The organism is Aeromonas sp. ASNIH1, from assembly GCF_002934285.1.
GTDB classification, from domain to species: domain Bacteria; phylum Pseudomonadota; class Gammaproteobacteria; order Enterobacterales; family Aeromonadaceae; genus Aeromonas; species Aeromonas caviae.
In genome coordinates this window covers 265,145-285,104 of the sequence record NZ_CP026228.1, presented here as the reverse complement: position 1 = coordinate 285,104, position 19,960 = coordinate 265,145, and the positions used below count along the sequence as shown (strand labels likewise).

19 protein-coding genes are annotated in these 19,960 nt (G+C 63.9%); 4 read left to right on the top strand and 15 right to left on the bottom strand.

Annotation, left to right across the window (positions count from 1 at the left end):
- Positions 1-4: 4 nt before the first annotated feature.
- From C2U37_RS01310 to C2U37_RS01285, 6 genes are all read right to left on the bottom strand, one after another.
- Entirely contained in the window at positions 5-268 is a 264-nt protein-coding gene (locus tag C2U37_RS01310; protein ID WP_023123529.1) for an EexN family lipoprotein, read from the bottom strand.
- Positions 265-1,209, bottom strand: a complete 945-nt coding sequence (locus C2U37_RS01305) for a LysR family transcriptional regulator (protein ID WP_023123530.1) — start codon at positions 1,207-1,209, stop codon at positions 265-267. Before C2U37_RS01305 ends, C2U37_RS01310 begins: the two co-directional genes overlap by 4 nt.
- 15 nt (positions 1,210-1,224) lie before the next feature.
- Complete coding sequence (locus tag C2U37_RS01300) at positions 1,225-2,712, bottom strand: MFS transporter (RefSeq protein WP_199770499.1); 1,488 nt, start codon at positions 2,710-2,712, stop codon at positions 1,225-1,227.
- Between the two features lie 101 nt (positions 2,713-2,813).
- Entirely contained in the window at positions 2,814-4,298 is a 1,485-nt protein-coding gene (locus tag C2U37_RS01295; RefSeq protein ID WP_274532972.1) for an efflux transporter outer membrane subunit, read from the bottom strand.
- Positions 4,295-7,438, bottom strand: coding sequence for an efflux RND transporter permease subunit (locus tag C2U37_RS01290; RefSeq protein ID WP_045353484.1), 3,144 nt, complete (start codon positions 7,436-7,438; stop codon positions 4,295-4,297). The genes C2U37_RS01295 and C2U37_RS01290 overlap by 4 nt, the downstream gene beginning before the upstream one ends.
- Before the next feature lie 71 nt (positions 7,439-7,509).
- Positions 7,510-8,661, bottom strand: a complete 1,152-nt coding sequence (locus tag C2U37_RS01285; RefSeq protein WP_023123534.1) for an efflux RND transporter periplasmic adaptor subunit — start codon at positions 8,659-8,661, stop codon at positions 7,510-7,512.
- A gap of 207 nt (positions 8,662-8,868) precedes the next feature.
- On the opposite strand from C2U37_RS01285, the gene C2U37_RS01280 reads away from it, so the two are divergent.
- Genes C2U37_RS01280 through C2U37_RS01265 form a run of 4 tightly spaced genes read left to right on the top strand, consistent with a single transcriptional unit; the run spans position 8,869 to position 12,092 of the window.
- Positions 8,869-9,489, top strand: a complete 621-nt coding sequence (locus C2U37_RS01280; protein ID WP_199770498.1) for a transcriptional regulator — start codon at positions 8,869-8,871, stop codon at positions 9,487-9,489.
- Complete coding sequence (locus C2U37_RS01275; protein ID WP_045353486.1) at positions 9,486-10,190, top strand: pentapeptide repeat-containing protein; 705 nt, start codon at positions 9,486-9,488, stop codon at positions 10,188-10,190. Before C2U37_RS01280 ends, C2U37_RS01275 begins: the two co-directional genes overlap by 4 nt.
- A gap of 17 nt (positions 10,191-10,207) precedes the next feature.
- On the top strand, positions 10,208-11,149 hold the full coding sequence (locus tag C2U37_RS01270) for a CorA family divalent cation transporter (RefSeq protein ID WP_060434313.1): 942 nt from the start codon (positions 10,208-10,210) through the stop codon (positions 11,147-11,149).
- Position 11,150: 1 nt separating this feature from the next.
- Positions 11,151-12,092: a patatin-like phospholipase family protein gene (locus C2U37_RS01265; protein ID WP_023123538.1), complete on the top strand. Its 942-nt coding sequence runs from the start codon at positions 11,151-11,153 to the stop codon at positions 12,090-12,092.
- A 37-nt stretch (positions 12,093-12,129) separates the two neighbouring features.
- Here C2U37_RS01265 and C2U37_RS01260 read toward each other — a convergent pair whose 3' ends face one another.
- The 9 genes from C2U37_RS01260 to C2U37_RS01210 all read right to left on the bottom strand — a co-directional run bounded on the left by C2U37_RS01260 (position 12,130) and on the right by C2U37_RS01210 (position 19,590).
- Positions 12,130-14,124 (bottom strand): relaxase/mobilization nuclease domain-containing protein, encoded by a 1,995-nt coding sequence (locus C2U37_RS01260; protein ID WP_023123539.1) that lies wholly within the window; start codon positions 14,122-14,124, stop codon positions 12,130-12,132.
- A 448-nt stretch (positions 14,125-14,572) separates the two neighbouring features.
- Positions 14,573-15,172 carry a S26 family signal peptidase gene (locus tag C2U37_RS01250; protein WP_028240158.1) on the bottom strand — a complete coding sequence of 200 codons (600 nt, stop codon included), beginning with the start codon at positions 15,170-15,172 and terminating at the stop codon, positions 14,573-14,575.
- Positions 15,169-15,726: a DUF2840 domain-containing protein gene (locus C2U37_RS01245; protein ID WP_015476696.1), complete on the bottom strand. Its 558-nt coding sequence runs from the start codon at positions 15,724-15,726 to the stop codon at positions 15,169-15,171. Before C2U37_RS01245 ends, C2U37_RS01250 begins: the two co-directional genes overlap by 4 nt.
- Positions 15,723-15,986 (bottom strand): hypothetical protein, encoded by a 264-nt coding sequence (locus tag C2U37_RS01240; RefSeq protein ID WP_023094609.1) that lies wholly within the window; start codon positions 15,984-15,986, stop codon positions 15,723-15,725. The genes C2U37_RS01245 and C2U37_RS01240 overlap by 4 nt, the downstream gene beginning before the upstream one ends.
- Positions 15,983-16,621 carry a ParA family partition ATPase gene (gene parA / locus C2U37_RS01235; RefSeq protein WP_104451733.1) on the bottom strand — a complete coding sequence of 213 codons (639 nt, stop codon included), beginning with the start codon at positions 16,619-16,621 and terminating at the stop codon, positions 15,983-15,985. The genes C2U37_RS01240 and parA overlap by 4 nt, the downstream gene beginning before the upstream one ends.
- A 241-nt stretch (positions 16,622-16,862) precedes the next feature.
- Entirely contained in the window at positions 16,863-17,720 is an 858-nt protein-coding gene (locus C2U37_RS01225) for a replication initiator protein A (RefSeq protein WP_180275877.1), read from the bottom strand.
- 26 nt (positions 17,721-17,746) lie between these two features.
- Positions 17,747-18,031: a helix-turn-helix transcriptional regulator gene (locus C2U37_RS01220; RefSeq protein WP_026069907.1), complete on the bottom strand. Its 285-nt coding sequence runs from the start codon at positions 18,029-18,031 to the stop codon at positions 17,747-17,749.
- 75 nt (positions 18,032-18,106) lie between these two features.
- Positions 18,107-18,904 carry a DUF2285 domain-containing protein gene (locus C2U37_RS01215; RefSeq protein WP_104451732.1) on the bottom strand — a complete coding sequence of 266 codons (798 nt, stop codon included), beginning with the start codon at positions 18,902-18,904 and terminating at the stop codon, positions 18,107-18,109.
- A 335-nt stretch (positions 18,905-19,239) separates the two neighbouring features.
- Positions 19,240-19,590 (bottom strand): DUF2958 domain-containing protein, encoded by a 351-nt coding sequence (locus tag C2U37_RS01210; protein ID WP_015476702.1) that lies wholly within the window; start codon positions 19,588-19,590, stop codon positions 19,240-19,242.
- Positions 19,591-19,960: the final 370 nt, after the last annotated feature.

The following is a 19,960-nucleotide window of genomic DNA, read 5'->3' as shown; positions in this document are numbered from 1 at the left end:
GCGATCAGAACTTCGGTGGCGTTTCTGACGGCGTGTAAGGGGTCTGGCCATCGCCATAGAACCGCTTGCGGGTAGCCTCGGCTACTCGGTTGCACAACATGTCGCCCAGCGTCGCGCGGTCGGTCTTGCACTGCTGGCGCAGATCTTTCAACCGCGCAGGATCGGCGGCCAGTTCTTCCACGGTCGGCACGTCGGCTTGCTTGGGCGTCTCCGATGGGCCGCAAGCAGTGAGCCCCGCAATAAGCAACAACGAGAGTATTCGCTTCATAGCTCGATTTCCTCCTCGGGGTCTGGTTCAGGGGGTAGCACATGTCTCTTGCCTTCAGGCAAGTCAATGGCCTGCACCCGTTCAATGAATCGGGTCAATACTTCGGATACATCACCTTCGCGGCGCAATAGGTAGGTCGTCAGCATAGGAGAGCGTCCAGCCAAAGGTCGTGCGACCACACCGGACTCACGACTTGCCGCAATGTGTGAGCCACCGGCCAGCCCCAAGGCGTAGCCAGCCGATACAACGACCATCATCAACTCGAACGAGGGAACTCTCTCAGCGATCAACGGTTCTCTATCCGAGCGCCGCAGCACGCGCTCGACCTGGCGGGCATGTCCCTCGCATGCCTGCGGATCGCACAGTACAAGCGGGAATTGCAGCACTTCATCCAACGGGATTCGCTTATGCCTAAGCAAATGATGCCGCGCTGGCACTGCTACCATCAGTGGGTCATTCCATACTATTTCGGCTGAAATGCCTTCGCCCACTTCGTCGGACTGCGCAAAACCCACATCGTACAGATCATCTTGCAGCCCCTTGATCTGCTGTGAGAGTGGTACTTGAAACAGCCGAATATCTACCTCGGGCTCCTCCTGCCTGCACATTGCCAGCAAGGCTGGCAGGCGTGAAGGAGTGATTCCGTCGGACAATGCGATGCGCAATTGGCCGTGGAAGCCATTGGCTGCCGCCTTCACGCTGTCACGTGCCTGTTGCAAAGCAGAAAACACTCGCGGCACGTGTTCCAAAAATAGCTTTCCGGCTCTCGTCAAGCGCGTGCTGCGGCTGGTTCGGATAAACAGTTGTTCACCGAGGTCTTCCTCAAGTTCCTTGATAGTTCGAGACAGCGGCGATTGTTCAATATGCAGCCTCTCTGCCGCCTTTGCAAAATGGAGTTCTTCAGCTACCGCAAGGAAACAGCGCAAATGACGTAACTCCATTCCACCCTCTCGAATCTAGTGAGTACCGGCGCCAACGTGTTCGTTGGCTTGCTGCCGGAATACTGAAAAAATCATGATGCTAAGGAGGCCGATCAATACCGCGGCGGAAAGAAGCACCATGCTGTGTGACGTGCTGAAGGCCTGCCGGCCAGCCTCTGCGATCGCTTGCCCAGATGGCCCGCCTACGCTTTGAGCAGCCAACATGGTTTCTCCGACAGATCGAGCAGCGATTGCCGCTACTTCTGGCGCTATGCCCTCGGGCAGGTGAATTGCCCTTTGATAGCTCGATGCCATCACCAACCCGAACCCGGCGATCCCCAATCCGGTGCCCAGGTCATAGCTTGTCGCCTCCAGGGCGCCAGCCGAGCCCGCTTTCTCCTCCGGCGCGCTGCTCATGATGGCCACCGAAGAAGCCGTCAGCCCAACGCCCAATGCAAGGCCAAGACCCACCATCAGAACGGCCACGCCGAAGCCGGCATTGTTGAAATCGCTGTACGCCAACCCAGCGATGCTGATCGTGGCAAGCGCCAGAGATCCCGTTGCGACCAGCCGCAGTCCAACCGCTCGGAGAATGAGACCTGCAAGCGGTCCACCCACCGCCGATGCCGCCATGAGCGGTAGCATGAAAAGTCCTGCCTCCAGCGGGCTCCGTCCCGTGACGAACTGGAGTTCCTGCGCAAGCAACAGTTCCACCCCGGCCAGCGAACCCATCACCACCAACGCCATCACCACGCCCATGCGAATCGCGGGCTTGGAGAACAAGCTCATGTCCAGCATCGCGTGTGTGGATCGAAGCTGGATGCGGACAAACCAGGCCAGCATCGCCGTTCCGATGCAACCTATGACGAGGCTCAGCCACCATGCGCCGTCACTCTTGAGTCCCGTTTTGATGGCGTACACCGTGGCCATCAGCCCCGCCATCAGGAGCAATGCCTGCGCTGGCTTCCAGGCGCCTTCGGCGAGCACGGCATGACGTGGCGCCAGGAAAAAGACTAGAGGAATAGCGAGCATCAGAACCGGCACGTTCACCAGGAAGACCGAGCCCCACCAGAAGTGCTCCAGTAGTGCGCCGCCGGCGAGCGGCCCCAGTGCGGCACCGGCTGATGCCACAGCCCCCCAGATCCCCAGGGCTGTGGCGCGCTCCGTATCGTCCTTGAACGTCTGACGGATGATCGCGAGGGTGCAAGGCATGACCATGGCCGCGCCCACGGCCATCAGCGCCCGAGCACCGATCAGTGCCTGTGCGGTTGGCGACATCGCCGCCAGCGCCGATCCGACGCCAAAGACAGACAGCCCGATGAAGAGCAGGCGGCGATGCCCGATACGGTCGGCCAGCGTGCCCATCGGAATCAGCAGGCTCGCCATCAACAAGGGATAGATGTCGATGATCCACAACACCTCGGTGCCCGTGGCCTCAAGTGCCAAGGTCAAGGACGGGATGGCGACATGCAGGATCGTTAAATCCAGAACGATGGGAAGAAACGCCAGCATGACGACCAGCAATACGACCCATCTGTTGGGTTGTGGGGATAACACGCAATTACCTCTTCAATTCATGTGTTGGGTATCGCTGCGCACGGTTCAGCAGTACGCAGCGATGGATTTCACGGCGCTGATGGCGTGCCGGTACGACCGGCATGCACCGGCTGCAATTCGACGTCTCGCCATCCGCCACCCAGAGCCCCAAACAGGCTCGCCAGAGCTATCTGCCGCTGTGTGCTGACCTCGATTGCCGCAACTTGGTTAGCAAATGCATGTCGCTGCGCGTCCAGGTAACGGAGGTAGCCATCGACGCCACCGCGATAGCGCGCCTCGGCCAGTCGCATCGCTTCCTGGCTGCTGTCTGCCAGGGCGCGCTGCGCCAGTTCCTCGCGGCGCAGCGTGTCGGTCGCCGCCAGCGCATCGGCGACCTCGCGGAACGCGGTCTGGATGGTCTTTTCGTAGCCGGCCACAGCCATGTCCTTGCGCACTTCGGCCAAGTCCAAATTCGCCCGATTGCGACCGCCAGAAAAGATGGGCACGCTGATCTGCGGTGCGAAGGACCATGCGCGCTGGCCAGAATCAAACAGGTTCGAGAGATCCGCGCTGGAACTGCCGAACATCCCGGTCAACGAAATGCGCGGAAAGAACGCCGCGCGGGCCGCACCGATGTCCGCATTGCGGGCACGAAGCCGATGCTCGGCCGCCTGAATGTCAGGCCGATGCGCCAGCAGCTCGGAGGGCGTACCCGGTGCGATCTCCTGCACCAGCAGCACGTCCTCGCTGGGGTAAGCGGGCAGATAGCCACCGACATCGCTCACGCCAACCAGCAGGCTCAAGGCATTGCCCGCCTGGCGAAACTCGCGGTCAATGCGCTCCAGGTCAGCCTTGGCCTGTTCGGTCAGGCCACGCGCCTCCTGGTAGTCGAGTGCGGTGGAAACGCCTGATGCACGGCGCTGGGCGATCAGCTTCAGCGAAGCCTCCCGCGTTTCCAAGGTCTGTGCCGTCAGGGTGTAGCGCTGCTGCGCACCGTGGCGCGTCAGATAAGCCTGGATGACTTCACCCACGAGGCTGACATGCGCCGCACGGGCGGCGCCTTCCGTCGCCAGATACTCTTCGAGCGCCGCCTGCGACAGGTTGCGCACCCGGCCGAACAGATCCAGCTCGAAAGCCGCCATTCCGACGCCGGCCTGCCACGTGCTCTGCACGCCTGCCTGACCTGAAGGGTTGAGGTCCGCCGGCATGCGCTGGCGGCTGCCGCTGCCTTGCGCATCAATGCCGGGCAGGCGATCAGCCCGCTGCACGCGGTACTGCGCGCGAGCGGCCTCCACATTGAGCAGCGTCTGTCGCAGATCACGGTTGTTCGACAACGCTAGCTCGACAAGCTTACGCAGCGACTCATCCGCGATGAAGGACTGCCAATCCAGTTTTGCCGCCGAAGAAGGCTGCGCATCCATGTCGGCGGCCTCTCCGACCTTGCTCCATGCCGTAGGAATGGGGGCTGCGGGACGTTCGTAGACGGGCGCCATCGAGCACCCGCTAAGCGCGATCACGCTGGCCGCGAGAAGGTGCACCGTAAAGCGGCGCATGGGGGTTGTCACTGATTTCACTTTTCTTCTCCCTCAATCTGCGCAGGGAGGCTCTCTTGGATATCAGCTTTCTTCCGTTTGAATCTGGACATGACCCAGACGTAGAACACTGGTACGAACAGCACGCCGAGTAGGGTGGCACTTAACATCCCGCCGAGCACGCCCGTACCAATGGCGCGCTGGCTGGTTGCGCCCGCGCCGGTTGCGAGCGCCAGCGGCACCACGCCCAGAATGAAGGCGAGCGAGGTCATCACGATTGGCCGAAACCGCAGGCGCGCAGCCTGGATGGCCGCTTCCACCAGTGGTTTGCCCTCAGCGTGCAGGTCCTTGGCGAACTCAATGATCAGGATCGCGTTCTTAGCTGCTAGGCCGATGACGGTGACCAAGCCCACTTTGAAGTACACGTCATTTGGCATGCCCGCCAACATCACGGCCGCGACCGCACCGAGCGCGCCGATCGGTACGATCAGCAGTACTGAGAGCGGGATAGACCAACTCTCATACAGCGCGACCAGCACCAAAAACACGACGACGAGTGCCAGTGCAAGCAACATGGGCGCCTGCGAACCGGCCTGTTTCTCCTGATAGGATAGGCCGGTCCATTCGAAGCCGATGCCGACCGGCATCTCACCCATCATTCGCTCGATCTCGGCCATGGCGTCGCCAGTGCTGCCACCGGGCGCAACGTCACCAATCAGCTTGATGCTTGGATAGCCGTTGTAGCGAACCACCTGTACCGGCCCGTTCTTCCAGCCGACATTGGTGAAGGCTTCCAGCGCGACCAGCTTGCCATCCCGGTTCGGAACATGCAGCTTGCCAAGCGACTCGGGTGTGGCGCGGCTGTCTGGCTGCACCTGCACAATCACGCGCTGCATACGGCCCTGGTTCGGGAACTCGTTGACGAGAGCGGAGCCGTAGGCCGTGGAAAGCGCGGCGTTGACCGCATCGAACGAGACGCCCAGCGCCTCAGCCTTGTCGCGGTCCACGCGAACGTCCAGTTGCGGCGCGTCCTTCAGGCCTTCGACCATGATGTAAGCGAACATCGGGTTCTCAAACACTTTGGCCATGAGTTGCTCATTGGCGGCCAGCAGGGCCTCGCGGCCCAAACCACCGCGATCCTGTAGACGCAGGGCGAAGCCGCCGGAGGTACCCAGCCCTTCAATCGGTGGCGGCACCACGGAAAACAGTGTGCCATCCTCGAAGCTCTGGAACGCGCCGTTGGACAGCTCCGCCTCGGCCATGGCCGACTCGTCGGGCGAACGCTCGCCCCAGTCCTTGAACATCACGAACGCCAGGCCGGCGTTCTGACCCTGGCCGGAAAAGCTGAAGCCCTGCAGCGACATGATGTCGGCTACGGCGGATCGTTCTAAGTAGTAGTTCTCCATCTGCTGCGTGGTGGCCAGTGTGCGCTGGTACGTGGCGCCAGGCGGCAACTGGATGTCAGTCATTACATAGCCTTGGTCTTCGGTAGGCAGGAACGCCGACGGCAGGCGCGTATAGGTGAAGCCCAGTACCACCACGATCACGACGAATGCCAGCATCATGCGACCAGCGCTCGCGATCAGCCGAGTGTTCATCGCCGAGTAGCCACTCGTGAGCCGACCGAAGTGTCGATTGAACCAGCCGTACAAGCCTTTGCGCTCGACATGGTGACCCTTTGGAATAGGCTTGAGCAGCGTGGCGCACAGCGCCGGTGTCATGGTCAGCGCCAGGAAGCCGGAGAACAAAATGGAGATCGCCAACGACACTGAAAACTGTCGGTAAATCACACCGACCGAGCCGCTCATAAAAGCCAACGGCAGGAACACTGCCGCCAGAACGAGCGTGATACCGACGATGGCGCCACTGATCTGCTTCATGGCTTTGACGGTCGCCTCCTGGGGAGACAGTCCTTCCTGTGCCATCAGGCGTTCGACGTTCTCCACGACCACGATGGCGTCGTCTACAAGGATGCCGATGGCCAGCACCATGCCGAACATGGTCATCATGTTGACGGAGAAGCCCAGCGGCAACATCACGGCCAGTGTGCCCAATAGGCAGACCGGTACCACGATGGTCGGGATCAGCGTGTAGCGGAAGTTCTGCAGGAACAGCAGCATCACCAGGAACACCAGCACCATCGCCTCGCCCAGCGTGAGCAGAACCTTCTTGATCGCAACCTGCACGAACTTGGACGTGTCGTAGGGCACGCTGTAGCTGATGCCGCTTGGAAAGCTTGCAGATAGCTCCTTCAACCGTGCTTTGACACCCTCGGCAGTTTTCAGCGCGTTCGCGCCCGGGGCAAGCTGTACCGCGACACCGGCGGCCGGCTTGCCGTTCAGACGCGAGGACATCCGGTAGTCAGCGCGGCCCATCTCGACACGAGCGACGTCCGACAGCCGCACGGTAGAACCGTCGGCATTGGCACGCAATACGATGCGCGAAAACTCCGCCACCGAAGCCAGCTGGCCTTGCACCATGATGGATGCGCTGATCTCCTGGCCCTCGGGGCTAGGTTGCTCACCGATGCTTCCGCCAGACACCTGGGCGTTCTGAGCGGCGATGGCGCGATCTACGTCGGCGACCGACATTCCATAGCCCACTAGCTTGGCCGGATCAACCCATATGCGTAGCGCACGCTCGGCAGCGAACATCTGCACACGCCCTACGCCGGGCACCCGGCGGATTTCATTGTTCACGTTGCGCGCGGCGAAGTCGGCCAGTCCCACCTCGTCCTTGCCTTCGGTGTCGTAGGTCAAGGCGAAGATCATGAGAAATCCTGAATTGGCTTGCTCGACCTGCAAACCCTGCCGCGTTACAGCCTGTGGCAGGCGCGACTCCACGCGCTTGATGCGGTTTTGGACGTCCACCTGTGCCAAGTCAGGATTGGTGCCCGGCTCGAAAATGGCGTTGACTTCGGCCACGCCCGAGCTGCTGCTGTTGGATTCGTAGTAAAGAAGACCCTTCGCGCCGTTGAGTTCTTCTTCGATCAGGCTGGTGACGCTGTCGTTGATGACTTCGGCGGAGGCGCCAGGATAAGTTGCCGCGATCAGAATCTGTGGTGGAGCCACATTTGGGTACTGCGCCACCGGCAGCGAGAATATGGCGAGCAAACCCGCCAAGCTGATGAAAATTGCGACGACCCAAGCGAAGTTGGGCCGATGAATAAAGAAATTCGGCATGATCTGGTCCGTCTAGCGTCAGCCCAGGGGCTTGTGATTGGGGGATGTAGGCCGCTGGATAGAAGCGAAACTCATGGTGTTTTTTCCTCTTGCGAGGAAGGCGCGGCCAGCGTGACGGGTGTGCCCGCCGGGATCTTGTCCACTCCCTTCACGATCACCTTGTCGCCTGGCTTGAGCCCGTCGGTGATCTGCCATTCATTGCCTTGCATGGCGCCGGTCTGCACCAAGCGTTCTTCGGCCATCCCTTCTGCTGAGATCGTCATGACGTGCGCCATGCCGTCGGTGCCGCGCTGAATGGCACGTTGCGGCACGAAGATGGCTTGCTGGTCTCTTCCCATCTCCAGGTTGACGCGCACATACATGCCCGGCAGCAGAACGCCGTCTGGATTAGGAAACTCGCCGCGCAGGGTGACCTGCCCCGTGCCGGGATCGACGGACACGTCGGAAAACTTCAATTGGCCCTGAGCGGTGTAGCGCGTGCCATCAACTCGAATGTTCACCGCCTGAGGGGCGTTGCCGTCGCGCGAGAGCTTGCCATCCGCTATGGCCTCGCGCATCCGCAGGACTGTGTTGGCGGGTTGGGTGAAGTCGGCATAGATGGGGTCCATCTGCTGTATCAGCGCCATGGGCGTGGTCTCGCCCTGGCCGACCAAACTGCCTTCGCTGACCAAGCTCTTGCCTATGCGTCCACCAATGGGAGCGCGCACCGTGGCGTAGCCCAGGTCGAGCTGCGCGGTGCGCACGTCTGCCTGGGCAGACACCGCGTTGGCGCGCGCGGTTTGCAGTGCGGCAAGCGCGTCGTCGTACTCCTGGCGACTGACGGCCTCCACCTTCACCAGTGGTTCGTAGCGGTGCACCAGGGATTCGGCCTGCTTGACCTGGGCCTGTGCGCGGGCCAGCGCGCCGCGATTGCGCTCCAGAGCCGCCTGCAAGGGAGCGGGCTCGACGGTGAACAGCAGATCGCCTTCTTTGACCACCGCACCTTCGGTGAAGTGGCGCTTCTGGACGATGCCGGCCACCCGCGCGCGCACCTCGGCCACGCGGATGGGGGCGATCCGGCCCGGCAGATCGGTCGTGAGCATCTGCGCACGCGGCGCGATCACCAGCGCCTCCACGGGAACCGGCTGTCCTTGCTCCTGGGAGGCGGCCTCGGTGCCGGCGTCGTTGCAGCCCGAAAGGAAAAGAAGGGAGAGCGCCAGCGAACTGGCTCGCAGCATGGTCATACGGTCCTCTGAAATCCAAAGCGACGCCCCACCGCGAGGCGACAATGGACAAGATGATATTGACTAAGCCCGTATAAGTCAACTATGATTCAGTAAATTCTAGCAAGACTCTTGTCGATCATTGACGCTTCTAGCTATTCGTTTCGAGTCAAAATGCTCTAAGATGGCTCGAATGAGTCACTGAAATATCATTTGGAAGGTGGATAGATGTCGAATGCTCTCGACGACAAGCTCGCCGGTGCCCTTGCATTGGCCATTTCGCAGAGGCCTCGGGCCAACCTGCAACAGATCGCCAGGAGCGCCGGGATCAGCAAGGCGACCCTCAATCGAATTGCGCCGACACGCAAGGCCGTGATCGCGATGCTGATGGAGCGGGCCACCACCCATCTCCAGGAGGCGCTGGCCAAGGCCGATCTCGCCACGCCACCGTTTGCTGAAGCCCTGGGCCGGCTAACTGCCAACGTGATGCAGGGCCGCGCCTTCTTCATGTTCTGGAACACGGCGCAGTGGGTGGAGATCATGGACGACCAAGAGCACGCCCCCGATGAACTTCCCATCCCGTCTTTTTATGGCGAGGCGCTGGAGGAGTTTTTCCTTCGCGGGCAAAAGGCCGGCGTGTTCCGTATCGACCTGCCGGCGAAATGGCTGGTCAAAGCCTATGACTTTCTGCTTTACGCCGCGGTGGAGTCAGCTCACCGCGGGGAAACTGCCACTGTCGGCATGGAATCGCTGGTGGATAAAACTTTCCTGCGGGGGGCGGTGGAGCCCGTGTCCATCCCTGCTGGTGCAGCCTTGGCCGAAGTGGCAGTCAAGGGAGAGACCGTATGAATCGGGATCTCACCCAGTTCTCGCCGGAGCAGACCATTCAGGAGCAAACACTGGATCGTTCGGCGATGGAGCGGCTTGGCACCAACACCAGCGCCAAGTGGCTGCTGGAGGACTGCGAGCTGAAAGGAGACTTCTCCAGGCTCGATCTGAGCGGCTTTGTGTTCAGGCGGTGCATGCTGGTCGAAACGTCCTGGTCCGCAGCCAACCTGGAGGACACCCAGTGGCTGCAGTGCCGGGCAGGCCTGGCGAGTTTCGAGCGAGCCAAGCTGACTGACAGCAGCTTCGAAGGCTGCGACCTGAACAACACCCGTTGGCGCCACGCCAAGCTGGCTTCGGCGGCTTTCCGGGGATGCAAGCTGACCGGCGCCAACTTCGAGGGGGTGGCAGCGCTCGGGCTGGACTTTTCCGAAAGCCTCCTGGTCGGCGCTGCGTTGTCGGGCATGTCTTTTCGCAAGCAGCGCTTGGAGGAACTGGATTTCTCAGACGCGGATTTGTCCGGGTGCGACTTCCGGGAAGCGGTCTTCGTGGGCGGCAGCCTGCGCAACGCGCACATTCCGCAGGCCAACTTCGGCAGCGCCGACCTGCGCGGCACCGATCTTGGCGGCTTGAAGATGTTGGATGCCAAGGCTTTTTCCAAGGCTGTCATCTCGCAAGCCCAAGCGGCCGCCATTCTGGCCTCCTTCGGGCTGTTGGTGAGCTAGACGCGAACAGGGATGTCATGAAGATTCGGCGATACGGCCCCAAGGCGTCGGGCTGGGCGGAGCTAGATATGGCCAGTGGCGTCCAGCCCATGGTCTGGACCGAGGTCACGGGCTTTGACACAAGCCAGGCGCAAGAACTCGGGCCGCAACTCGGTATCGAGTTGGAGTTGCTCCAACACGCGGCCCGCGCCGATGCCTCCTTCGTCACCACGGACTCGGATGCGCTGCTGCAACTGGCAACGCGCACCGCGCGCCTGATCGGCACGCAGATCCAATATTCGAGCCTCTTGATCGTGATCACCGCGAAAGGTGTCACGACGGTGGAGTCAGGCGACAGCGGTATCGGTGCATCCGTGCGCCGGGAATGGGTGGATGGTGACGGTCCAGAAAAGCCGGGGCCGTGGGCAGTGCTGGCCCAACTCCTGGACAGTTTCGCCGAAAGCTACCTGCCACTGGTGGAGTCCGCCGAGGATCAGGTGCTGGCCATGGAGGAGCAGCTGTTCGAAGCACTTCTGCCCGATGAGCAGATTTCGGTGCTATTTCGTCTGCGCCGGCAACTCATCCTGTTGCAGCGCGTGCTGGGTCCTGTGTCCAAGGTGGTCGCGCGGCTCAGGCAGATGAATCCGCGCTTGGCCGGTGCCGAGTCACCCGACTTCCGAGGCGCGCAGGATGGCCTGCATCGAATTGAGAGCCGGGTAGAGGGACTGTGGCAGGTCGTCACGTCCGTCGCCGAGATGAGCAACCTGATGGAGCAGCAGCGCCAAGGGAGTGCCAGTCGGAAACTTGCGGCGTGGGCCTCCATTGTGGCCGTGCCGACCGCGCTGTCAGGTATTTTTGGCATGAACTTCATCCGGATGCCCGGGACCGACGTCGAGTATGGCTACCTGGGGGTGCTGGCAGTGATGGTCGTGGCGTGCGCAGCACTTTTTGTGCGCTTCAAAAAGATTGGATGGCTCTGACATGCTGCCGCACAGCCGTCCCAAAGTCGGCCTTGCCCTGGGCAGTGGCTCGGCACGTGGCTGGAGCCACATCGGCGTCATCCGCGCCTTGCAAGCTGCGGGCTACAAGCCGGACATCATTTGCGGCACCTCAATAGGTGCCCTGGTCGGGGCTGTGCATGCGGCAGGCCACCTGGACTGGCTGGAAGCCTGGGTGCGCAAGCTCGACTGGCAGGGCATTCTGACCCTGATGGATTTCAATATTTCCGGCGGGCTGCTTGAAGGTCGGCGCTTGGTGGACTTCTTTCGCCAGCGCTTCAACGACGAGGGTATCGAAAAGCTGTCCATGCCGTTTGCATGCGTGGCAACCGAACTCCAGACAGGCCGTGAGGTGTGGTTGAACGAGGGTTCTGTGATTGACGCAGTGCGCGCCTCGATTGCGCTGCCAGGTCTGTTCACGCCTGCTCAGTACGAAGGTCACGTGCTGGTCGATGGTGGCCTGGTGAATCCGGTTCCGGTTTCACTATGCCGCGCCATGGGCGCCGATGTAGTGATTGCCGTGGACTTGAACTGGGACCTGATTGGCCGGCGCGCCAGCGCATCGCCATCGCGCCTCAACGAGTCGATGGACCTGCATGCCGAACCGCCAGCCAAGACGGGTTTTTTCGGCGGGTGGTTCGCAGGAGAGCGCAGCGTATCACCGACGGTGGTTCGGACCGATCAAACAGTCAATCGTTCGATGCTGAGCGTGCTCACCACCAGCCTCAACATCATGCAGGTGCGCATCACGCAGAGCCGCCTGGCGGGCGATCCCGCAGATGTGGTGATCCGTCCTCGGCTCGCAGGGATTGGTGCCATGGACTTCGACCACGCAGCCGTAGCAATTGAACAAGGAGAATTTGCTACCAAGCTGGTGATGCCTCAGATTGCTGATGTGATTGGAATGGGCGCAGGAGCGCCATAAGAAAGATGCAACGATGTGACGCTATGAAATCCGCCAGCTATGAAATTCCTAGGCTACGCTGCCTTCCAAGCTCCCACGATATGCTACCGCCGCGCACCGTCGCAGCGATCTGCTGCCCCAACCGCTGCTCGATGACCGGCCGCCACGGCACCAGGCTGAATCCCTTGCCGTCGTCCAGCATCGCGTAGCGCCCACTCGCCAGCATGACCGAGCGCCGGTAGATGCCGACCACGCGCTGCCCGTCGGCCACCGGGCGATGCTCCAGGCCGGTTTCGGCGGCAATGTCCTTGGCGGCCTGTGCCAGTTCCCGGTTACGCAGCGTGCTGAGCAGATTGCGGGCAAGGATCACGCGCTGCCCGCGCCGCTGCGCCAGCCCCTGTTCTTCGAGGAAGTCGGCGCGCTGCTGCATGGCCTGCTTCGCATCGCCGCCAAAGCCCAGGTCGCCCAGCCCACGGCCGCCGCCGATCAGTTGCTGGTCAAGCCAGGTCGCGCCGATCACGCGGGCCTGCCGCTCGATGGGAAGATGGGACTTCATTTCCACGGCCACGCCACCTAGGCGCTGCGCGTCGTACTGGCGGCCACGCTCGGCTAGGTCGTCCGGCACCTTCCATAGTCCTTCGGCCACGCGCTCCACAATGCCCGCCCGACGCAGGGCTTCCAGCCGCCGAACGTGGGCGGCGACAACCTCCTGCGGGTCGCGTCCGGGTTTGGCCCGGCCCTGTTCAATGGCCAAGTGATGATCGGCGCGGTACAGGCCATCGCTCGCCAGCGCAGTAATGTTCTTGTCGGCCGCACGCACGTCGGCCGAACCCTTCACCTCCACTACCGCGCCCGTAGGGTAGTTCGCCAGCTCGTCGCGGGCGTTCAGCGCGACGTAGTGGGCCTTGCTGTCCACGCCGTCGATGACCAGATAGCCCCGGTCGTGCAGCTCGTCGGCCAGCCCCTTCGCAGCCACGCGGCCGAGGATGCTGCGGCCACTTACATCGTCATTCTGGCCCGGCTCGAACACCGCCAGCTCGCGCGGCTGGCCACTCATGGCGCGCTGCATGGTGCGGATGATGTCGCCACGCTCGCCCAGGGCGCGCAAGGTCTTCTCTGCGTCGGCATGAATGGCCCAGGTGCCGGGCTGCATTTCGTCGGCCAGGCCCAGCCGTTGTAAGCGTTGCAGACGGCCGATCAGCAATAGGCGCTGACGTTGCAGCGCCGGTGCGTTGAACTGTTCGATCTGCACCCGGCCGTCGTCGCCGGCTTCGCGTTGCAACGTCCGGTCGAGGCTCGTCCACCGCTCCTGTTCCACCTCGTGCCCCAAGGTCTGCTGGATCTCCAGTTCGGTGCGCGGCCCCAGCCATTCCGTCGCCAGCTCGGCGGCCCGGTGGCGAAAGCCGTGGGCGATGTAGTCGCCGGCGATGATGAGGTCTTTGCCGGTATCGTCACGCCCGCGCACGATCAGGTGGGTGTGCGGGTTATCGGTGTTCCAGTGATCGACCGCCACCCAATCCAGCCGGGTGCCCAGGTCGGCTTCCATGCGGTTCACCAGATGCCGGGTGTAGGTGCGAAAGTCGTCCAGCTCGGCCCCGTCCTCCGGGGAGATGATGAAGCGGAAATGGTGCCTGTCGTCGTCGGCCCGCTCCTTGAAGGCGTCAAGGTCGGCTTCGTCTGTCTGCGGCCCATAGGCCCGGCCCGGTTCGCCATCGCGGCCCGCGCCGTCGCGCTCGATGTAGCGCAGGTGCTTGGCGAGCGACTGCGGACTGGCCCGTTGGTGATTGACCAGCAGCGTCTTGATGGTCACGCGCCGCGACATGGGCGTCAACGTCGCCCCGGCGAAGCGCGCTGCCGTGTGGCCGCGCCCCAGGCGCGAGCCGGGCCGCTGGCCGGTGCCAGCCGCCCCAGGACGGCGCACCGCCGACTTGCCGCTGGTGGCTTTGCCGGCCTGCTTGAGCACCTTGGAAACGAAGCTCTGGCCCTGGCCCCTACCCCGGTTCTTCGGGGCGCTGGGGCGCACCCGGAAATCATCATCGCGGCGGTCGGTCATGGCTGCGCTCCCTGCAAGCTCCGGCGTGTCCGGTCGTGCGAAGCACGCGGACATGCCTGCATTGGCGCGGGCCTCGCGCCACAAGCGGCACGGCAGCGAAGCCGCTGCGTGCCGCGCAACCCCCATGTACAGACAGGCTTTCGACGCGGCCCGGTGCCGCGTCCTTTTGTCTTGCCTTCCGCCTTTGCCCTTCGCTGTCGCTCCGGGCGTCGGCGGCCCGGCGGCGCTGCGCTGCTTGCAACCCGCCCGCCGGCGAACGCGCCAATGGCTGCAGGCCGGGCGCGTTCGAGGCAAGACGCCTGCACGTTGGACGGCTGCGCCGGATGTTGCGCGAGGCGCGGCGCGGATGCGCCCGCGCTGCACGCGCGACGACACGGCGGCAGCCACTGGAACGACATGCTCGATGGCACGACGAGAGGCACGGCAACGTGCAGCGAATCGACGGCCATCATGGGCGTGTCTCCAGCCAGACCGGGTGCGCGACGCCGATCACGGCGGATGCGCTGACCGGGCCGAAATAGCGGCTGTCGAACGATGCCGGATTGGTCACGCTCAACAGGAACAGCTCGCCCGGTTCGAGGCGGCGGCAAAGCTGCAAGGATGGCAGCGGCCGGCCCAGCCGGTCGGCAGGCAGCGAGGCGGCCGCAGGCACGCCGTCGATGCGTACCTGCCCGGCGACCATGCAAACGTGTTGCGGCGCGACCGCGCCCACACGTTTGAGCAGCGGAACGCGGGTCGGCAGGTAGCCGCGCTGCGCAGCCAGCATGGCGGCCCTGTCGGGCAGCGGCACCAGCACGATGCTGTCCACGGACAACGGACGTGGCAGCGAGGCGGTGCGCGGGTCGAACGGTTCGATGCGATACCAGCCGACCGCCACGCTGTCGGACGGGTTGTAGGTCAGACGCGGCAGCGGCGACACGAAAGCCGCCCAGGCCAGCGCAGCGAGGCCGACGGCAGCGAAGCCCGCCAGCACGATGCGAACGCGCAGGCGCGAGCGAGGATGCGGCGCGGCTTCGTGCGTGCATGTGGTGTTGGATTGGGTCGTCATGGCAGCGCCTTTCCGGCCAGCCAGGCGGCGTGCCGCTCGGCGGTGTATTCGGGCAGCGCCAGGCGGGCCGCCAGACGGTTGCCCAGCGTGCGCCAGTACGCGGGCGACACGTCGATGGCGGCGATGCCTTGCCCTTCGATGCCGTCGATGCGTTCCAGCACGGCAGGCACCGCGTTTTCGCCTTCGGCGTGCAGCAGCAGGCGTGCGCCCGGCCGCACGCCGGGGATGCGCTGCATGTCGTCCAGCGGCGTGGCGGCTTGCATCACCATGAGTTGCCAGCGGATCGTGCCGTAGTCGTTTGCTTCCCAGCGCACGCGGCAGAACATTGCACGCGGCAGGAACACCGCGCAGCGCCGCCAGCGGTCGAGCCGCAGCGTGCGCGCCGGCTCGCCGAAGCGCAGGTAGAGCTTGAAGCGCGGTTCGATGTAGGCGAGCGATACGCGAGTCAGCGGCACGCTGCCAGCTTGGTCGGCGAGCGTCGAAAGCGAAGGCGGCGGCGCAGCAGCCGGTGCAGCCGTCGCCGCATGAGCGGCAGGCAAGGCGGATCCGTTCATGGCAGGTTCTCCGGGCGCTTGTCGGGAAACTCCCGCTCCAGCAGGCCGCGCAGCAGTTCGGCCACGGTCACGCCCTGGCCGAAGGCGGCGATCTTGATGCGCGCGCGCAGCGCAGGCGTCACGTCGAGCGTCAGGCGTGCGGTGTAGAGGTCGCCTTTGTTGAGTGCATCGGCATCGCCCTGGCGAATCCACGCCTCGGCGTGCGGATTCGCGGGCGGACGTGCGCCGATGCCGACGCGCTTGCTGCGCGGGCTGCTCATGTCGGCCACCGCAGCAGTTCATCGGTGAGCACGGCAATCTCGCGTGCGGCGGCGCTGTCGGGCGCGGTTTCGCGGGCGAGCCGGCCAGCGGCCACGCTGTCGGCGAAGACGATGCGCTGGCGCACTTCGCTGTGCAGCGCCGGCAGCGGCTGTTCGGCCAGCGATTGCCGTGCTTCCCTGCCGATGATGGTGGTACTGACGCGCCGATTGATGACGAAGGCCGCGCGCAGCGCAGGCCGGAACACCTGTGCCTCGCGGATCAGCGCCACCATCTCGGCGCTGGCCCAAAGGTCATACGGGCTGGGCTGCACGGGAATCAGCACGCGCTCGGCCGCCAGCAGCGCGGAGCGCGCCAGGGCGGCGATGCGCGGCGGGCCGTCGATGATGACGTGATCGGCGCGGCGGGCCAGCTCCGGCGCTTCCTGATGCAGCGTTTCGCGGGCGAGCCCCACGGCGCTGAACAACCGTGGCAAGCCCTGCTGACTTCTGCGCTGCGTCCAGTCCAGCGAGGAACCCTGCGGGTCGGCATCCAGCAGGATGACGTGCTGGCCGCGCAGCGCCAGTTCGCCGGCGATGTGGGTGGCGAGCGTGGTTTTGCCGACGCCCCCTTTTTGGTTGAGAAACGCGACGATCATGGCGTGGCCCTCCCTGCTGGAAAGCCGGCCTGGCCGTGTCGTTTTGTGGTTGTCCACCGAAACGGCGCGCTTCTACTAAAAGTTAGAGATTTATAGTTAGGTAAGTTAGAGGGGACGCAAACCCGCGCCGTTACTGGCTTTGCGGCGTTTTCGTACTCCTGATAGCACGATAGGCGTACTCCCGATAGCACGATACCCCGTACTCCCGATAGCACGAGGCCGTCCACACCTTTTCCCGCAGTTATCCCCGTGCCGTGGACGGCACGGGCCGGAAGGTCAGCAGTTCCAGTCGTTCGCCCGGCATCGGCTCGATGCCCAGGACGTAGCCGGGCAGCGACTGGCGCGCGACCAGCACGCGCAGGTCGTAGGCGAAGTCCGAGAAGCGCGCCGCGCTGCCGGACTTGCGGTGCAGGTGCCGGAAGTCGAATTGCCAGCCGTGTTCCTGCCGCCCGCCGTGCTTGCGCACCAGGCGGTACAGCCAGCGCTCGATGCCGCCCTTCAAGCGGAAATAGGCCGGGTCGATGGTCAGCACCAGAGCGGCATCGAGCACGCCGGCATAGAACCAGTCGGGCAGGATCAGCTCGATGCCCAGCGGCGTGCCGCTGGCGTCGGCCAGCTCGCGCCATTCGTTCACCCACGAAAAGCGGTGCAAGCGCCGCCCGGTGGTTTCGCGGATGGAAGTCGCCACGCTGGTCGATTGCAGCCGGTCGAGCGCGGCTTTCAGGCGCTGGTAGTCGTTGAGGGACGTGCCGCGCCCGATGAAGCGCAGGATTTCGTATGGGGTGGCGTGTATCAAGCGCGACGGGCGAATGCCTGCGTCGCGCGCTTCCACGATCTGCGAGGCCGCCCAAATCAAAACGTCGGCGTCCCATATCGTGGCGATTCCATGCTCGGCCGTGCCTTCCACGCGGATGGTGATGTTCCCGCTGCGGAAGTCGATCGGCGCCGTGCGCCGCGACTTCGCTAGCGAGAAGAACGGAAAGGCCATCAAGTCCTGGCTGTCGCGCGGCGCCATGCCGTCGCCCGGCAGCGCGCGGAACAGGTCGAGCTGTTCCCGCTGCTGCGATCGCTGCCCCGATGGCAGCGATGGGCTGGACATGACGATGGCCACCGGCGAGCCGACGATCAGCGGCCATCGCGATAGTCGCCTGCATGGCGCTCGGCGTATTCCGGGTCGGACGTGGCCTCGTAGCTGCGCTGGTCGGCCCAGGCATCGAGGTCGGCCACCGCGTACATGACGCGGCGGCCGAACTTGCGAAACTTTGGCCCGCCGCCGATCACGCGCTGTTTCTCCAGCGTGCGCGGCGACAGGCGCAGGTATTCGGCGGCTTCGTCGTTGGTCAGGTAGCGTTGGGGCTGCACGGGCGCAGCGACAGCAGCGGCGGCAGGCCGCAAGGGAGCGGGTCGCATGGGATGTACCTCCATCAAGCCCGGCCACACCACGCGGCCGGATAGAGGCACTTTCAAGAAAGCAAGGCTTCCTGCTCAGGGACGTTTTGCAGGGGATACAGAACGTCCCTCCCTGAGCGGCGGAAGCTGTGCAAGGCGACGATAGCCGCCGCGCATCAGTGCATCGCCCCGCCGTACCAGCCGGCGAACGCGGGCGCGCAAGGCGCTGTCGGCGTACCAGTCGTCGGCGACGGCATCGACGCCGAACAGCCCTTCGGCCACGTCGCGCAGAGACGCGCCCGCGAGGGTGCCGTCGAGCGCCTGGAGCGTGTTCAACTCCAGCAACGCAGCGGGTGCCGGCCGCGACCGCACCGTTCCCGCTGGCGCTGCATCGCCAGCGGCGGCCAGCTTGTCCAGTTCGGCCGCCAGCGCCTGATAGCGTCCGCAGGATGCGGCGCAGGCGCGAATGGCATAGGCGTAAGCCATGCCGTCGGCCAGGCCGGGAGCGATCACCAGCCGCAGGCAGCAGCCCAGCCAGCGTGTCAGCAGCACCAGGCGCTTGCCGTCGTGGATCAGGTGCTTCTGGCCGGGAAGGCACCAGAACGCGAAAGCCACCGCGTCGGGCGGCGGGTCGGCGTCCGGGTAGAGCTGCACTACCGCATCGTGATCGGGGAACCAGGCCGGGTGCGCGTCGCGCGCATCCAGGGCGGGATCTTCCAGCAGGCGCAGTCCCCAGCGCGCGGCGGCCTCTGGCCGGCGGCGGCGGCGCAGCCAGTCGCGGCGGTAGTCGGGGTGGCGACGCAGGTATTCCCACGCCAGCGCGGGGCCGTCGAGGTGCAGCATGTAGAGATACGCGGCGGTCGGATACCAGTGTTCGGCGCTCGGGTCAGCCATGACGCAGCCTCCTGTCATTCAGCAGGAACGTCGCCACGGATTCCGCTGTGCGGGAGCTATCGAGTCGCCATCAAGTCGTCATCGAAATCGGGGTACTCTGTAACTGCGGTGTCAAGACCGATTGGCTCCAGGGCATTGCGGAAATCGTCTGAATGCGACGGTTGCGCGCCACAAAAATGGTGCGCAGCATGGAGCACCGTGCAGCAGCCCGCGCCATAGATCATGACTGTTTGCATCAGAAGCGCACCGCTTCGGTGCAAGAGTGCGGATTCAGACCAATCAGGTCTTGGGTAAGACTGAAATAGTCAGAATGCGCCGTCGTTGGCTGGGACTGCTCAGTCGGTGATCGAACCGTTTTCCTCGGCCAGCCGCAGGTACTCCGACAGCCGCCGCACGGGCTGGAAGTAGCGATCGCGCATCACAGGTTGCTTGTGCGGCCCGACGATGGACGCCAGATCGGACAGCTTCACATGGCCCAGGCCGGGCATGCCTATTCCCAGGTCGATCAGCCCCCATGCCGTATCGCCATCGGCCGGGTCGAGCGCGGCCAGCAGCCAGGTGGCGTGCGCGTCGGGGGTGAACAGTCGCACCGCCGGCATTGGGTCGATGCTTCGGCCAGCGGCGCGTGCCGCGCCGACGGCGAGCAGTTGCGCCCGCTGTTCAGCGGTGACGAGCGGCTGGGTCATGGCCCGAATCCCCACGCATCCGAGGATGCACGGATACGATTTTCCACCGAAGCGCGGAACCGCCGAAGCGGATGCGTGCTTTGGCGGGAAAGCACGAAGGCGCAAGCCATCGAATCCGTACATGCACGGAAACGCGGAAGCGGAATTGCGCAGGCCAGGAAAGACACAGATGCGGTTCCCAGATTCTGTCGGAATCCGCCCATGCGGATTTCTGCAAAGGCACGAATACGGAAATCAACGACACCAAATGCGCACTATAGTTTGTAGCCCTATAGTGCGCAATCGGCTGTCATCTTGGTTTTCTAAGGAAAACCATAGGTGGCGGCGAAAGACTCATTGGCGACAGCAATACGGACGGTCAGGAAAGCGC

What these genes read in the sequence shown, in the direction of transcription:
- C2U37_RS01280 (WP_199770498.1), top strand. Translation starts at nt 8,869, where the DNA reads ATGTCGAATGCTCTCGACGACAAGCTCGCCGGTGCCCTTGCATTGGCC.
- C2U37_RS01265 (WP_023123538.1), top strand. Translation starts at nt 11,151, where the DNA reads ATGCTGCCGCACAGCCGTCCCAAAGTCGGCCTTGCCCTGGGCAGTGGC.
- C2U37_RS01240 (WP_023094609.1), bottom strand. Translation starts at nt 15,986, where the DNA reads ATGAGCAGCCCGCGCAGCAAGCGCGTCGGCATCGGCGCACGTCCGCCC.
- C2U37_RS01305 (WP_023123530.1), bottom strand. Translation starts at nt 1,209, where the DNA reads ATGGAGTTACGTCATTTGCGCTGTTTCCTTGCGGTAGCTGAAGAACTC.
- C2U37_RS01215 (WP_104451732.1), bottom strand. Translation starts at nt 18,904, where the DNA reads ATGGCTGACCCGAGCGCCGAACACTGGTATCCGACCGCCGCGTATCTC.
- C2U37_RS01310 (WP_023123529.1), bottom strand. Translation starts at nt 268, where the DNA reads ATGAAGCGAATACTCTCGTTGTTGCTTATTGCGGGGCTCACTGCTTGC.
- C2U37_RS01285 (WP_023123534.1), bottom strand. Translation starts at nt 8,661, where the DNA reads ATGACCATGCTGCGAGCCAGTTCGCTGGCGCTCTCCCTTCTTTTCCTT.
- C2U37_RS01245 (WP_015476696.1), bottom strand. Translation starts at nt 15,726, where the DNA reads ATGAACGGATCCGCCTTGCCTGCCGCTCATGCGGCGACGGCTGCACCG.
- C2U37_RS01210 (WP_015476702.1), bottom strand. Translation starts at nt 19,590, where the DNA reads ATGACCCAGCCGCTCGTCACCGCTGAACAGCGGGCGCAACTGCTCGCC.
- C2U37_RS01220 (WP_026069907.1), bottom strand. Translation starts at nt 18,031, where the DNA reads ATGCGACCCGCTCCCTTGCGGCCTGCCGCCGCTGCTGTCGCTGCGCCC.
- C2U37_RS01225 (WP_180275877.1), bottom strand. Translation starts at nt 17,720, where the DNA reads ATGTCCAGCCCATCGCTGCCATCGGGGCAGCGATCGCAGCAGCGGGAA.
- C2U37_RS01275 (WP_045353486.1), top strand. Translation starts at nt 9,486, where the DNA reads ATGAATCGGGATCTCACCCAGTTCTCGCCGGAGCAGACCATTCAGGAG.
- C2U37_RS01270 (WP_060434313.1), top strand. Translation starts at nt 10,208, where the DNA reads ATGAAGATTCGGCGATACGGCCCCAAGGCGTCGGGCTGGGCGGAGCTA.
- C2U37_RS01260 (WP_023123539.1), bottom strand. Translation starts at nt 14,124, where the DNA reads ATGACCGACCGCCGCGATGATGATTTCCGGGTGCGCCCCAGCGCCCCG.
- parA (WP_104451733.1), bottom strand. Translation starts at nt 16,621, where the DNA reads ATGATCGTCGCGTTTCTCAACCAAAAAGGGGGCGTCGGCAAAACCACG.
- C2U37_RS01250 (WP_028240158.1), bottom strand. Translation starts at nt 15,172, where the DNA reads ATGACGACCCAATCCAACACCACATGCACGCACGAAGCCGCGCCGCAT.
- C2U37_RS01290 (WP_045353484.1), bottom strand. Translation starts at nt 7,438, where the DNA reads ATGCCGAATTTCTTTATTCATCGGCCCAACTTCGCTTGGGTCGTCGCA.